9 protein-coding genes are annotated in these 14,541 nt (G+C 65.4%); 6 read left to right on the top strand and 3 right to left on the bottom strand.

The features are described from left to right. Positions 1–12: 12 nt before the first annotated feature. A complete protein-coding gene (locus GTP90_RS22890; protein WP_161085710.1) occupies positions 13–618 on the top strand; it encodes a LysE/ArgO family amino acid transporter in 606 nt (201 codons plus the stop codon). 642 nt (positions 619–1,260) lie between these two features. Next, positions 1,261–3,165: a putative bifunctional diguanylate cyclase/phosphodiesterase gene (locus GTP90_RS22885; RefSeq protein ID WP_254452004.1), complete on the top strand. Its 1,905-nt coding sequence runs from the start codon at positions 1,261–1,263 to the stop codon at positions 3,163–3,165. Here the strand turns inward: GTP90_RS22885 and GTP90_RS22880 are convergent. Then, positions 3,158–3,481, bottom strand: a complete 324-nt coding sequence (locus GTP90_RS22880) for a hypothetical protein (RefSeq protein ID WP_161085708.1) — start codon at positions 3,479–3,481, stop codon at positions 3,158–3,160. The genes GTP90_RS22885 and GTP90_RS22880 overlap by 8 nt on opposite strands. Positions 3,482–3,658: 177 nt before the next feature. Here GTP90_RS22880 and GTP90_RS22875 point away from each other — a divergent pair, with 177 nt between their 5' ends. From GTP90_RS22875 to GTP90_RS22865, 3 genes are all read left to right on the top strand, one after another. Beyond that, entirely contained in the window at positions 3,659–5,905 is a 2,247-nt protein-coding gene (locus GTP90_RS22875; RefSeq protein WP_161085707.1) for a TonB-dependent receptor family protein, read from the top strand. After that, positions 5,906–7,618 carry an alkaline phosphatase family protein gene (locus tag GTP90_RS22870; RefSeq protein ID WP_161085706.1) on the top strand — a complete coding sequence of 571 codons (1,713 nt, stop codon included), beginning with the start codon at positions 5,906–5,908 and terminating at the stop codon, positions 7,616–7,618. Positions 7,619–7,714: 96 nt separating this feature from the next. Further along, the gene (locus tag GTP90_RS22865) at positions 7,715–9,403 is read left to right on the top strand and encodes a methyl-accepting chemotaxis protein (RefSeq protein WP_161085705.1); all 1,689 of its coding nucleotides are present in this window, start codon (positions 7,715–7,717) and stop codon (positions 9,401–9,403) included. A gap of 38 nt (positions 9,404–9,441) precedes the next feature. Here the strand turns inward: GTP90_RS22865 and GTP90_RS22860 are convergent, their stop codons facing one another. Continuing rightward, the gene (locus tag GTP90_RS22860; protein WP_371875114.1) at positions 9,442–9,627 is read right to left on the bottom strand and encodes an oxidoreductase-like domain-containing protein; all 186 of its coding nucleotides are present in this window, start codon (positions 9,625–9,627) and stop codon (positions 9,442–9,444) included. Continuing rightward, entirely contained in the window at positions 9,624–12,740 is a 3,117-nt protein-coding gene (locus GTP90_RS22855) for a ligand-binding sensor domain-containing diguanylate cyclase (protein ID WP_161085704.1), read from the bottom strand. Before GTP90_RS22855 ends, GTP90_RS22860 begins: the two co-directional genes overlap by 4 nt. A 311-nt stretch (positions 12,741–13,051) precedes the next feature. Between GTP90_RS22855 and GTP90_RS22850 the strand changes: the two genes are divergently transcribed. Then, a partial coding sequence (locus GTP90_RS22850; protein ID WP_161085703.1) for a DEAD/DEAH box helicase occupies positions 13,052–14,541 on the top strand: 1,490 nt, incomplete at its 3' end.

The raw sequence follows: 14,541 nt of genomic DNA, 5'->3' as shown, positions 1-14,541 counted from the left end.
GGGGAGAAAAATATGGAAATGACGGCTTTTTTAAAAGGCATGGGCCTTGGCGGCAGTTTGATTGTTGCTATCGGCTCGCAAAACGCCTACCTGTTAAAACAGGCGCTGAAACGCGAATTTGTTTTAACCTGTATTGCTATCTGTGTTATCTGCGACATTGTTCTGATAGGAATGGGCGTGGCTGGCATGGGGAAATTAATCGTCGAAGCGCCGGCATTGCTTTTCTGGATAAAAATCGCTGGCGCGGGATTTCTTTTCTGGTACGGCTTGCGCGCGGCGCGGTCGGCTTTTAATCCCGGCGCAATGGAAGCCGGCGAAAATAATCCCGCCGGCGACCGCCGCGCCGTGATTGCCGCCATGCTGGCGTTCAGCCTGTTGAATCCCCATGTTTATCTGGATACCGTCGTGCTGCTTGGATCAATAGGCGGGCAGCAGCCGGGCAATGGGCCCCTGTATTTCGCGCTGGGGGCCATGCTTGCCTCATTCGTGTGGTTTAGCAGCCTCGGTTTGGGCGCCCGCTATTTAACGCCGATATTCGCCAAGCCGCGCGCCTGGCAGATATTGGATGGCGTGATTGCGATGGTCATGTGGGCCTTGGCTATTTCCCTGTTTGTTTGACACGCGCCCCCGGCGGTCACTCAGGTCAAGCTGGAAGCTGGCAGGTACATGCCAATTTCTGGCATAAAAAACAGGGTTGCGCGCCGTTTTCCGGGCGAAGATGGGGGTTGTGCTAATAGGCAACACTTCGGCCGGCCTGCGATACCGTCTACGCAGCCGTTCGGCTTACAATGGAGATAGTCACCTCCAAACAGCGCCACAGGATTCCGGGCCAGATGACGGCCGATATATATGAGCACGGACCTCAGTAATTACGCCCACCTCTCCGCAGTAGCGGCGGCCTTTGCTGCCGACGCTATTCTGTGCACATTGCTTATTTTCCTCTGGCTGATGCAGCGCAAGGAAAAGCACGCCTTATTCTGGGGATTGGGGCAGCTGTCGGTAATGATCGGAATTATCACCTGGTTTATCGGCGACCGGGTTTTATCTGAATCGGTACGCATCCCGCTTTGCGCCGCTTTGCTTAGCGGAAGCATGATTGGTTATTGGAGCGGTACCAAATACTTTCTCGGGGAATTACGTCGATATCAAATACCCTGGATACTTCCCGTTGGAATATTAATTGCTGGAATATGTTATGCCGCTTGGCTGAAAGACCCGGCGATAATCCCGCCTGGCAGCGCCGCCATATTGGGCGTGGTAATGTTCTGGTGCGGGCAGCGCCTGATCAAGCATAAAAACCGCTATCGCCTGCTGGGAATTACGCTGATTTTGCGCGGCGCTTTTAATGTCCTGAGTGCGGTGACCCTGAGCCCCGAGTTATATCTGATCTGGTTTACCGGCACGACCGTCCTTAAAACCCTGAGCATGCTGGGCTTGATTTACGCGGTGCAGGATGAAATCCAACAACGTTACGCCCGCACCATCGACAGCCTGAGCAACGGCTTCCTGATCCGCGACCGGCGCGGCTATGTCATGGTGGCCAACGAACGCTGCGCCCGCTTGCTGGGTTTTAATGGCCCCGCCGACCTGATCGGCCGCCACGTTTCCGAACTGCTCCCCGGCCTCACCCGGGAAATGGCCGATCAGTATTTCAGCCGCTTCCTGGCGCCCGGCGTGCAATATCCCACCGTCGACAGGGCAACCATAACATTGCACAATGGCAATAATTTGCCGGTTGAGATGCTGGGCTCGCCGTACGAAGAGCGTGGCCGTTTGTACTGTCTGGTCCAGCTGCTGGACGTCAGCGAGCGCCAAAAGAAGGACGATTTGCTGTACCAGGCGGCGCGCATCGATCCTGTCACCGGCTATTTCAACCGCCACGCGCTGTCCAAGCGGCTGGAGGAGGAGGTCGCCAACGCGGCGTTCTCGGACGGCGAGTGCGCCGTGCTGTTCATCGACCTGGACAAGTTCAAGCGCGTCAACGATTCCTTCGGCCATGCCGCCGGCGATGAATTGCTGCGCCAGTTCGCACGCCGGCTGCACGGCATCCTCCGTCCGCAGGACGTGCTGGCCCGTTTCGGCGGCGACGAGTTCATCGTCGTCCTGCCCGGCCTGCCACGGGACCGCAGCGAGCAAATGGCCAGCGACTGCGCGGCCGCCATCATCGCCACCATGGCCGACAGCTTCAACCTGTCGCATCATGTGATCGGCGTATCGGCCAGCGTCGGCATCGCCTGCTATCCCTTGCACGGCGGCGACTGCGATACGCTGATACGCAACGCCGACATCGCCATGTACGAAGCCAAGAAGGCCGGGCGCGGCGAGCTGCGCTTCTTCAACGACGCCATGAACGCCGCCGCCAAGGATGCGCTGGTGATCGACGGCGCCTTGCGCGGCGCCATCGAGGCCGGCGAATTCCGCCTGGTCTACCAGGCCATCACCAATTCCCACACCGGCAAACTGACCAAGGTGGAGGCGCTGCTGCGCTGGGACAGCGCCTTGCTGGGCCAGGTGCCGCCGGACCGTTTCATACCAGTCGCCGAAGATAGCGGCATGATCGTCGAACTTGGCACCTGGGTGCTGAACCAGGCCTGCCGTCAGGTGGCGCAGTGGAAATCCGGCGCGCTGGAGGAAATCACCATCAGCATCAACGTCTCGGCCTGGCAGCTGGCCGATCCGGCCTTTGTCGGCTTGGTGCGGCAGGCGCTGGCCAGCAACGGCCTGGCCGCGCGCCAGCTGGAGCTGGAGTTGACCGAGCGGGTTTTAATTGACGATGGCGGCCAGGTGCAGGCGGTATTGGCACAGTTGCGCGCACTGGGCGTCAGCATCTCGCTGGACGACTTCGGCACCGGCTACTCGTCGCTCAGCTACCTGACCCAGTTCCACCTGAACACGCTGAAGATAGACCGCGCCTTCGTCATGGATATCGAGCACAGCGAGCGCAGCAACAGCCTGGTGCACGCCATCATCGCCATGGGCCACAGCCTGGGCCTGCAACTGGTGGCGGAGGGCGTGGAAACCGCCGGCCAGGCGGCCATCCTGGAAAAGATGGGTTGCCACTATCTGCAGGGCTACCATATTTCCCGGCCGATCCCTCCGGAGGAACTGCTGCTTTTTGCATGCGGCCTGCTCGCCAGGCCGCACGCCGATAACTTCGCTATTTAGCGCCCGGAGCGGGAAGCTTTTGCGCCGCCTCCGCGGTGGTCAGGATCCAGATGCGGTCGATCCTGCCTTCGCCGTCCACCGTGTAGTTGACCACGATGTCGCTGCCGCGCAGCGCGGCCGGCATCTCGATCAGGTTGTCCTGGTTGAAGATGCGCGCGGCCGGCGACAGGCGGCGCGTGGCGCCGTCGATGCCCACCTCCGGGAAATAGCCGGGCGTCATCTTTCCGCGCTGCGCGTTGGCCGGAAAGGTCCGCTCGGCCGCCCACGCCGGCAAGGCCAGCCAAGCTGCCGCCAGCAATACATACCATCGCCGCATGGACACCTCCACAAAGGACAAGAGCTTCCAGCTTACCTCAAGTCCGCCTGGCTGTTTGTTGCCATGTCACCAAGCCGTCACATTCCCGTCATCGCTGCGTCACATGCAGTTCCTACAATCTTGCGAGTTTAGTTCCAAGCCTAGTCCACACTAACCAGCAAGAAAGAAGAACAAATCATGCAACAGCGCTTCCCTTTGAAACCATTGTGCCTGGTGGTCCTGCAAGCCCTTGCTTGCCACGCTTACGCCGCCGCCGACGCGGCCGATGCCGCCGCCGACAGCTCGGTGGCCGGCGCCATCGTCGGTCCTGTGCAAACGGTGGAAATCACCGGCCGTGGCCAGTCGCGCCAGGTGCAGAACATCAACAAGGCCGACCTGGCCGAAGCGCTGCCGGGCACCAGCCCGCTCAAGGTGCTGGAAAAACTGCCAGGCGTGAACTTCCAGTCCGCCGATCCGTTCGGCGCCTACGAGTGGTCGACCCGCTTCAGCGTGCGCGGCTTCAACCAGAACCAGCTGGGCTTCACGCTGGACGGCGTGCCGCTGGGCGACATGAGCTACGGTAACAACAACGGCTTGCACATCAGCCGCGCCATCTCCTCGGAAAACGTCGGCAACGTCACCGTATCGCAAGGCGCCGGCGCGGTCGGCACCGCCTCGACCAGCAACCTGGGCGGCACCGTGCAATTCTTCACGCTGAACCCGAGCGACACGCGCGGCCTGACCTTCGCGCAAACCTTCGGCAGCGATTCGACCTCGCGCACCTTCGCCCGCGTCGATACCGGCCTGATCAACAACGCCGTCAAGGCCTACATCAGCGGCACCCGCCAGCGCACCGACAAGACCAAGGGCGAGGGCGGCCAGGACCAGGATCAGCTGAACTCGAAGTTCGTGTTCAACTTCGGCGAGAACAGCCTGACCGGCTTCCTCAACTATTCCGACCGCCGCGAAGTCGACTACCAGGACGTGTCGCTGGAAATGGTACGCCGCCTGGGCTACGGCTGGGACAACTACCAGTCCGACTGGCAGCGCGCGCTGGACGCCGCCCGCAACAAGTTCACCGGCGGCGTCAACAGCCAGGACGATGCCTACTACTCGGCAGGCGGCCTGCGCAAGGACACCATCGGCGGCCTGACGCTGGCGCTGAACTTCGGCCCGTCGGTCGAACTGAAGACCACCATCTACCACCACGACAACGACGGCCAGGGCCACTGGTACACGCCGTACGTGGCGACCGACGCCGCCAACCCGATCTCGCTGCGCACCACCGAGTACTCGATCGGCCGCGACGGCGTCACCAGCGACCTGACCTGGGAACTGGGCAGCCACACCATCACCGCCGGCCTGTGGGGCGAGCGCAGCAACCACAACGTCAGCCGCAACTACTACAAGGTGACCGGCCCGGCCGACACCATGTTCTTCCTGGCCAATCCGTTCCGCACCGACTTCAAGCAGAACTTCGTCACCACCACCTCGCAGTACTACGTGGCCGACACCATCAGCGCCATGGACGGCAAGCTGAAGTTCAACGCCGGCTTCAAGGCGATGGACGTGGACATCAAGGCCACCAACATCATCGGCACCCGCGCCGCCGGCGAGCTCGACGCCGAGAAGAAATTCCTGCCGCAGGCCGGCGTCAACTACGCGATCAGCGCCGACGACGAAGTGTTTGCCTCGGCCTCGAAAAACATGCGCGCGTTCCAGCCGGGCGTGAGCGGTCCGTTCTCGCAGACCCAGGCCGCGTACAACGCCGGCATCGCCAAGCTCAAGCCTGAGACCTCGGTCAACATCGACCTCGGCTACCGCTTCAAGCGCGCCGACATCCAGGGTTCGGTGGCGGTGTACAACGCCCGCTTCGACGACCGCCAGCTGAGCGTGGCCACCTGCGCCGGCATCGTCGGTTGCCCGTCGACCTTCGTCAACGTCGGCAAGGTCGACACCAAGGGCCTGGAAGCGATCGCCGTGTGGAAGCTGAACCGCGAAATCAGCTGGTTCAACTCGTACACCTTCAACGATTCCAAGTACAAATCGGACTACACCGACAACAACAAGCTGGTCGCCGTCAGCGGCAAGCAGGTGGTTGACGCGCCGCGTTCGCTGTTCAACACCGAAGCGTCGTATGAGAGCGGCACCTGGTTCGCGCGCGTCGGCGGCAAGTACACCGGCAAGCGCTACTACACCTACCTGAACGACGCCTCGGTGCCATCGTTCTGGCTGGCCAATCTGTCGGCCGGCTACAAGCTGAAGTCGATGGGCATGCTGAAGGACCTGTCGCTGCAAGTGAACGTGACCAACCTGTTCGACAAGCAGTACATCGGCTCGATCGGCACCAACGGCTTCCAGGCCAGCGACGTCAACGGCACCGCGCAAACGCTGCTGACCGGCGCGCCGCGCCAGGTGTTCGTCACGCTGAACGGCAAGCTGTAAATGGCCCGTCCCCTGCTGGCGCTGGTCTGCGGTGCGTTGATGTCTTCGGCCGCCGCAGCGGCCAGCGGGGCGGCGTCCACGCCGATCCAGCACGTGATCGTGCTGGTCGGCGAGAACCGCACTTTCGACAACCTGTACGGCGTCTACCAGCCGCGCAAGGGCCAGACGGTGGCCAACCTGTTGTCGAAGAAAATCGTCAACAAGGACGGCACGCCCGGCCCGCGCTTCGCGGACGCGGCGCAGAAGCTGGGCCTGTCCAGCGGCGCCTACACGCCGACGCCGGACTTCAACGGCGTCTACGGCACCTTGCCGCAGCCGTGGGCCGGCGGCGCCTTTGGCCAGCGGCAGGACGTGCCCGACGCGCGCTTCCCGTCCAACCTGCCCAACGGCCCGTTCCAGATCACCCACCACGTCGGCTACGGCGCCCACACCGGCGACCCGACCCACCGCTTCTTCCAGATGTGGCAGCAGGTCGACGGCGGCAAGAACGATATGTTTGTCTGGGTGGCCGACCAGACCGGTCCCGGCCCCAGCAATCCTGCGCCGCTCGCGCCCGGCAAGACCGGGCAGGGCGCGGTGGCCATGGGCTTCTACAACATGGCGCGCGGCGACGCCCCGCTGTTCAAGAAGCTGGCCGACCAGTACGCGCTGGCCGACAACTACCACCAGCCCGTCATGGGCGGCACCACCGTCAACTACTTCGCGCTGGCCACGGCCGATGTCGGCTACTACACGGAGGCCGGCGCGGCCGCCGTGCCGCCGGCCAAACAGATCGAGAACCCCGACGCCCAGCCCGGCACCAACAACTGGTACACCGAGGACGGCTATCGCGGTGGCACCTATGTCAATTGTTCCGATCCGGCCCAGCCCGGTGTGGCGGGTATCCGACAGCTGCTGTCGCAACTGCCATACCCGGCTTTCAACGACGGCAACTGCGCGCCCGGCCACTACTACATGGTCAACAATCTCGACCCCGCGTTCAGCCCGATGGGCGATCCGCTGCCGCTGGGCCCGGACAAATTCCTGCTGCCGCCGCAGCCGATGCCGCACATCGGCGACGCCATGACGGCCGGCGGCGTGTCGTGGAAGTGGTATAGCGGCGGCCGCAACGACGGCAAGAAAGTCGACAAGGAATACTGCGGCATGTGCGACACGCCGACCTTCTTCAGCTCGACGATGAACGGCCCGGACAAGGAAAAATTGGTCGACCTGATGCAGTTCTACGTCGACGTCAAGGATGCCGCGAGCTTCCCGTCGGTGGCCGTGATCGCCCCGTACGACAGCATCTCCGGCCATCCCGGCTACGCCATGGAAACCAGCTTCGACGAGCTGGTGGCCGGCGTGCTGGAGCGGGTGCAGGCCAACCCGGCGCTGTGGAAGAACACCGTGGTGCTGGTCACCTTCGACGAGGGCGGCGGCTACTACGATTCCGGCTACGTGCAGGCGATCGACTTCTTTGGCGACGGCACGCGCATCCCGCTGCTGGCCATTTCGCCGTGGGCGAAAAAGGGCGTGGTCGACCACACGTATTACGACCACGCCTCGATCGCCAAGTTCATCGAGCGCAACTGGTCGCTGCCGCCGCTGTCGGCGCGCAGCCGCGACAACCTGCCCAACCCGGTGCACGACAAGGCCACGCCCTACGTGCCGCGCAACCGCCCGGCCATCGGCGACCTGATGAACCTGTTCGACTTCAGCGCGGCCCGTCCTTGAGTTGTTGCTTTGGGAACACATTTTCCGTCCCGTGCTGGTCGCGGGGCCGACATCGTTGCATACTGGATAGCCCGAGTCAGCGATGAGGAGAATGTAATGAAATGGTTTTATGACTTGAGAATAGCTACCAAGCTCATCGTGGCGTTCAGCGCGGTGTTGCTGCTGACCTTGGTGATGGGCGTGTGTACCATCCTGTCGATGGGCCAGGTCAACCAGGCGTCCACCGACCTGGCGCAGAACTGGATGCCCAGCGTGCGCGCGGTGCTGGAGTTGCGCGGCGACGTCGGCGACTATCGCCGCTGGGAGCTGGCGCACCTGCTCAACGAAGATCCCAAGGGCATGGCCGGCTATGAAAAGCGCATGGACGAGACCTTGGCCACGCTCAAGGCCCACCGCCAGGCCTACGAGAAGGTGATCAACGCCGGCGAGGAAAAAACGCTGGCCGCTGAATTCGACAAGAGCCTGGCCGCGTTCATGATCGAACACGAGAAAATGATGACGCTGTCGCGCGCCAACCAGAAGGTGGAGGCGCGCGCCGTGGCCAGCGCCAACTCGGCCAAGCTGCTGGGCGAATTGACCGCCACCGTCAACAAGCTGGTCAAGCTGAACTCGGACGGCGGCGAGGCGGCCAGCGCGGCCGCCAGCGCCACCTTCAGCAGCGCGCGCTGGACCGCCATCGTGCTGCTGGTGCTGAACATTGTCATCGGCATGGCGCTGGCCGTGTGGGTGGCGCGCATCGTGGCCACGCCGTTGCAGGAGGCGGTGGCGCTGGCGCGCGACGTCGCCGGCGGCGACCTGACCCGCAGCATCGCCGTCACCTCGGCCTGCGAGACGGGCCAGCTGATGCAGGCGCTGCAGGACATGACCGGCAACCTGCAGCAGCTGGTCAGCCAGGTGCGCAGCGGCACCGACACCATCGCCACCGCGTCCAGCGAGATCGCCAGCGGCAACCAGGACCTGTCGGCGCGCACCGAGGAGCAGGCCAGCTCGCTGGAGGAGACGGCCTCGTCGATGGAAGAGCTGACCAGCACCGTCAAGCAGAACGCCGACAACGCGCGCCAGGCCAACCAGCTGGCGCAGTCGGCCTCCGGCATCGCGGTCAAGGGCGGCGACGTGGTGGGCCAGGTGGTCGGCACCATGGCCTCGATCAACGAATCGTCGCGCAAGATTGTCGACATCATCGCCGTCATCGACGGCATCGCGTTCCAGACCAACATCCTGGCCTTGAACGCGGCGGTGGAGGCGGCCCGCGCCGGCGAGCAGGGACGCGGCTTCGCGGTGGTGGCCTCCGAGGTGCGCAACCTGGCGCAGCGCTCGGCCGCCGCGGCCAAGGACATCAAGCAGCTGATCGGCGATTCGGTCGAGAAGGTGGAGACCGGCTCGCAGCTGGTCGACCAGGCCGGCAAGACGATGACGGAGATCGTCGCCAGCATCACCCGCGTGACCGACATCATGGCCGAGATCACCTCGGCCAGCGTGGAGCAGAGCCACGGCATCGAGCAGGTCAACACCGCCATCCTGCAGATGGACCAGGTGACGCAGCAGAACGCGGCGCTGGTGGAGCAGGCCGCGGCGGCGGCCGAGTCGATGCAGGACCAGGCCGGCAAGCTGAGCGAGGTGGTGAGCGTGTTCAAGCTGCTGGAGACCAGCGCGCCGGCGATGCGTGCGGCGCCGCGCCGCAAGCAGGTGGCGGTGGCGCCGCGTGCGGTGCCGGCGGCGGCGCGCAAGCCGGCCTTGAAGCAGGCAGCCAAGACCGCCACCAGCGATGAGTGGGAGACGTTCTAACGTCGTTCCCGCCTGCGAGGGAATGACGACGTTGGCGGCTAGCCCTCGCCGTGCCGTTCGCGCCAGGCCTTGAGCGCGGCGCGATAGCGCTCCAGCTCGTCCTGGTACATGTCCTCGACGCAAAACGTGCAGCCGCTGTGGCAGCAATCGCCCGGCGCGGGCGGCTGTGGCGGCTGCGGCATCGGATCATCTGCCGGCGCCTGGTCCCGGTTCGCGTCCATCATGCCGGCGGCATGGCCAGCAGCGCCATGTTGCGTCCCTTTTCCTTGGCGCGGTACAGCGCCCGGTCGGCCATCTGCACCAGCAGCTCGGGCGAGCTGTCCTCGGTCGGCCGCATCACCGCCACGCCGATGCTGATGGTCAGCATGCCGAACGGCGACTGTTCGTGCGGCAGCTGTCTGCGCGCCAGCTCGGCGCAGATTTCCTCGGCCACGCCGAACGCATCGGCCGCGTCGGTGGCGGCCGCCAGCAGCGCGAACTCCTCGCCGCCGTAGCGCGCCACCAGGTCGGTGGTGCGGCGCCCGTGCGCGGTGATCAGCTCGGCCACGGTGCGTAGCGCCGAGTCGCCGGCCAGGTGGCCGTAGTGGTCGTTGTACTTCTTGAAGTAGTCCACGTCCAGCATCGACAGCGCCACCGTCTGGCCGGTGCGCGCCGCGCGCCGCCATTCGGCTTCCAGCGCCAGGTCGAAGCCGCGCCGGTTGCTCACCCCGGTCAGGCCGTCGGTGGTGCTGAGCGCGGCCAGCTTGCGGTTCGATTCCTCCAGCTCGCGCGTGCGCGCGGCCACCAGCTGCTTGAGCTCGGCCTGGTGGCGGGTCAGGCGGGCGATGCGGATCTTGTAGGCCAGCATCAGCGAGCCCAGCACCAGCGCGGCGGCGCCGGCGCGGAACCACCAGCGCTGCCAGAACGGCGGCGTGATGGTGATGGCCAGGGTGGCCGGCTCCGGATTCCACACGCCCAGGTGGTTGGCGGCCTTGACCCGGAACACGTAGTGGCCGGGATTGAGGTTGGTGTAGCTGGCGCTGCGGTGGGCGGCGTCGGTGTGTACCCAGTCGCGGTCGAAGCCCTGCAGCTGGTAGGCGTAGCGGTTCTCGGCCGGCTCGGTGTAGTGCAGCGCGGCGAACTCCAGCGAGAACACCGAGGCCTGCGACGACAAGGTCAGCGCGGTGGGCGAGGTGACCGGGCCCTCGGCCTTGACGTTCTCGCCCGGCTTGCCGTCCTGCAGCGAGTGGTTGAACACGGTGATGTCGGTGATCGCCACCTGCGGCGGCACCGAGCTGGTGCGCACGGCCGATGGCGTCACCGCCGTCATGCCGTGCACGCCGCCGAAGTACAGCACGCCGTTCTGGCCCATGGACGAGGAGTTGACCGTGTAGCCCTCGGTCAGCCCGTCCGACGGGCTGAAGTGGCTGACCTGGCCGCTGGCCGGATCAAGCCGGTACAGGCCGGCGATGGTGCTGCACCAGATCTTGCCGTCGAGGTCGTGCTCGATGGCGAGGATCTTGGGCGCGCGCATGGCGGCCGCATAGGACTTGAAGCTGAGCTTGCCGTCCGCGCCGAACACCACCAGGTCCAGGCCCTTGCTGGTGCCGACCCAGATGCGGCCCTGCGCGTCCTCGTGCAGGCTGGCGATGTTGTCGTCGCTCAGGCTGTTGCGGTCGGCGCTGGCGTGGCGGTAGTGGCGGAACTTGCCGGTGGCCGGGTCCAGCAGGTCGAGCCCGCCGCCGTTCCATTCCGAGCCGGCCCACACGCGGCCGGCGCGGTCCTCCAGCACCGCCGAGGTGCCGTTGACGCTGCGCGTGCTCGGGTCCTGCGGATCGTTGTAGTAGATCTTGCGGGCGTCGGTCTTGATCTCGTAGCGGATCAGGCTGTTGCCGGTGGCCAGCCACAGCACGCCGCCGGCGCCGGGCGCGATGGCGTTGATGTAGTCGCTGGCGGTGTTGCCGAAGTGGATCACCTGGAACGGGCTGTCCGGCGTGTCCAGCCGGTTCAGGCCGTTGGACGTGCCCAGCCACAGCGGGCCCTTGCCGTCGTCGTCCTGGTACATGCTGTAGACGATGGAGTGGCTCAGCATGCCGGGCTTCTTGTCGTCCGCGTGGTAGGTCTTGACGACGGTGCTGGTGGCCGGATCGTACAGGCTCATGCCGACGTTCCCGCCCAGCCACATGCGCCCGCCCGGCGCGCGGGCCAGGCTCAGCAGCGCGTTGCTGGCCGGCGCCGACCGGCTGTCGATGCGGAACGGCACGTGTCGGGTGAAGCCCTCGCTCGACAGGTTGGCCAGGCTGATGCCGTCGGTGAAGGAGGCGATCCACAGCATGCCGCCGCGGTCCTGCATCACCGCGCGCAGGTTGTCGCCGGGCAGGCTGTAGGGATCGTCGGCCGCGTGCACGAACTGGTCGAACTCGCCGCTGGCCTCGTTCCAGCGCAGCAGGCCGGCCGACAGCGTGGTGCACCACAGCGTGCCCTTGTTGTCGAGGTTGAAGTTGGTGATGCGGCTGTACGGCGAGGCGATGGCCTGGCGGGTGTCCCAGTCGCGCTTGCCGTCCCAGCGGATCACGCCCGATTCGGTGCCGATCCACAGCATGCCGTTGCGGTCGAACTGCAGCGCGCGCACGATGTTCACGCGCGCGTCCGGCTTGGGCGACGGGTCGACCTGGTGGTGGCGGAAGGTGGTGGCGCCCGGCGCCAGGTAGTCCAGCCCGCCCGGCCAGGTGCCGATCCACACGCCGCCCTGCGCGTCCAGCGCCAGCGCGTTCAGGTCGTTGCTGGCCAGGCTGGCCGGATCGGCGTCGTCGTGCGCGTAGACGGTGAACTTGCCGGTGTTGGGATCGAAGTGCTGCAGGCCGCCCCAGCTGCCCACCCACATGCCGTTCTTGCCGTCGGAAATGATGTTCTTGATGATGCGGTGGTTTTTGGGCGCCTTGCCGGCCGGCGCGAACAGCGTGAAGTCGTTGCTCTCCGGGTTGAAGCGCGCCAGCCCGTTCTGCGTGCCGGCCCAGATGCGGCCCTGGCGGTCCTCGTAGATGGCCGAGACGCGGTCATGCGGCAGGCTGTGCGGGTCGGACGGGTTGTTGGTGTACTTGACCGCCTGGTAGCCGTTGTAGCGGTACAGGCCGTTGGTGTGGGTGCCGACCCAGACGAAGCCCTTGCGGTCCTGCAGCAGCGACAGCATCGACGGCTCATCGCCGCCCAGCGGCCCCAGCTTCTTGAAGCGCAGCGACGGCGCCGGCGCCGCGCCGGCGTCGGCGGGCGGCAGCCAGGCCAGCAGGAAACTCAGTATCAGCAGACAGGACAGCAATAGGGAAGGGCGGCGGCGCAGGACCGGCGGAAGCACGTGCATGGTGGTGGGATATCCGGTGGCGTAACGGGTTGCGCGGGCGGAGCTGCGCACGAATGTAAACGATATTCTGATCAGATTGGCTATTATACATACCATTGATGCAAGGGTTTTAATATAAAAGCCGGTGGTTTTTAGCGCAGTTGCCGGAAATTAGGGTATAGTTTACGGCGCTCATTGTATCCTGCTAAGCGCGCGCCGCCCCGCCGGTCCTTCCGCACTTCCTCCAAGTCGTACACCAAGCCCGGGCCGGCAGCGCAGATCTGTTAATTGAAGAAAGCTTGGCTGTCCGCCGCAGGGCCGCCGCACACATTATGTCCGAAACCGAGATCACCACCCCGACCGTTATTGAGTCCGCCGCTCCGCAAGCCGCTGCCGACGCCGTGGCCGCCGCTGCGCCCGCCGTCGAAGCCGCGCCGGCCGCCGCCGCTGTCGAAGCCGCTCCTGCTGTCGAAGCCGCTCCTGCTGTCGAAGCCGCTCCTGCTGTCGCAGCCGCGCCCGCTGCCGAGGCCGCGCCAGCCGCCGCCGAACCCGACCAGGTCCGCTTCGCCGACTTCGGCCTGTCGCCGGCCATCCTGCGCGCGCTGACCGACCAGGGCTATGTCCACCCGACGCCGATCCAGGCCCAGGCCATCCCCGTGCTGCTGCAGGGGCGCGACGTCATGGGCGCGGCCCAGACCGGCACCGGCAAGACCGCCGGCTTCGCGCTGCCGATCATCCAGATGCTGCTGGCCCACGCCAGCGCCAGCACCTCGCCGGCGCGCCATCCGGTGCGCGCGCTGATCCTGACGCCGACCCGCGAACTGGCGGTGCAGGTGGCCGAGAACGTCAAGGCCTACGCCCAGCACACGCCGCTGCGCTCGACCGTGGTGTTCGGCGGCATGGACATGAAGGGCCAGACCGTGGTGCTGAAGGCCGGCGTCGAGATCGTCATCGCCACGCCGGGCCGCCTGCTGGACCACGTGGAACAGAAGAACATCAGCCTGGGCCAGGTGCAGATGCTGGTCATGGACGAGGCCGACCGCATGTTGGACATGGGCTTCCTGCCCGACCTGCAGCGCATCATCAACCTGCTGCCGGCCAAGCGCCAGAACCTGATGTTCTCGGCCACGTTCTCGCCGGAGATCAAGAAGCTGGCCAACACCTTCCTCACCAACCCGGTGACGATCGAGGTGGCGCGCAGCAACCAGACCGCCGACAAGGTCACCCAGGTGGTCTACAAGGTGCCGGAAAACCAGAAGCACGCACTGACCGCGCATCTGCTGCGCCAGCGCGAGCTCAAGCAGGTGATCATCTTCTCCAACACCAAGATCGGCGCCTCGCGCCTGGCCAAGGGGCTGGAGCAGGAGGGCATGAAGGCGGTCGCCATCCACGGCGACAAGACCCAGCAGGAACGCATGGCCGCGCTGGAATCGTTCAAGAAGGGCGAGATCGACATCCTGGTCGCCACCGACGTCGCCGCGCGCGGCCTCGACATCACCGACCTGCCGTGCGTGATCAACTACGACCTGCCGTACAACGCCGAGGATTATGTGCACCGCATCGGCCGCACCGGCCGCGCCGGCGCCTCCGGCGACGCGCTGTCGATCTACTCGGACAAGGATGAACGCCTGCTGGCCGACATCGAAAAACTGATCAAGCAGACCATCCGCCGCGGCGAGCTGACCGGCTTCAACCCGGCCCCGAGCTATGGCGGCGACGAGCGCGGCGAACGCCGTCCGCGCCGCGACGAGGGCGGCCGTGGCGCGCCGTCGTCGTTCTCGTCCTCGTCGTCCTCCAGCGGCCGTGGCGACCGCGGCGAGCG

This window comes from Duganella vulcania (genome assembly GCF_009857655.1).
GTDB classification, from domain to species: Bacteria; Pseudomonadota; Gammaproteobacteria; order Burkholderiales; family Burkholderiaceae_D; genus Rugamonas; species Rugamonas vulcania.
The sequence above is the reverse complement of the archived record's forward strand: the minus strand, read 5'-3'. Positions and strand labels throughout refer to the sequence as shown.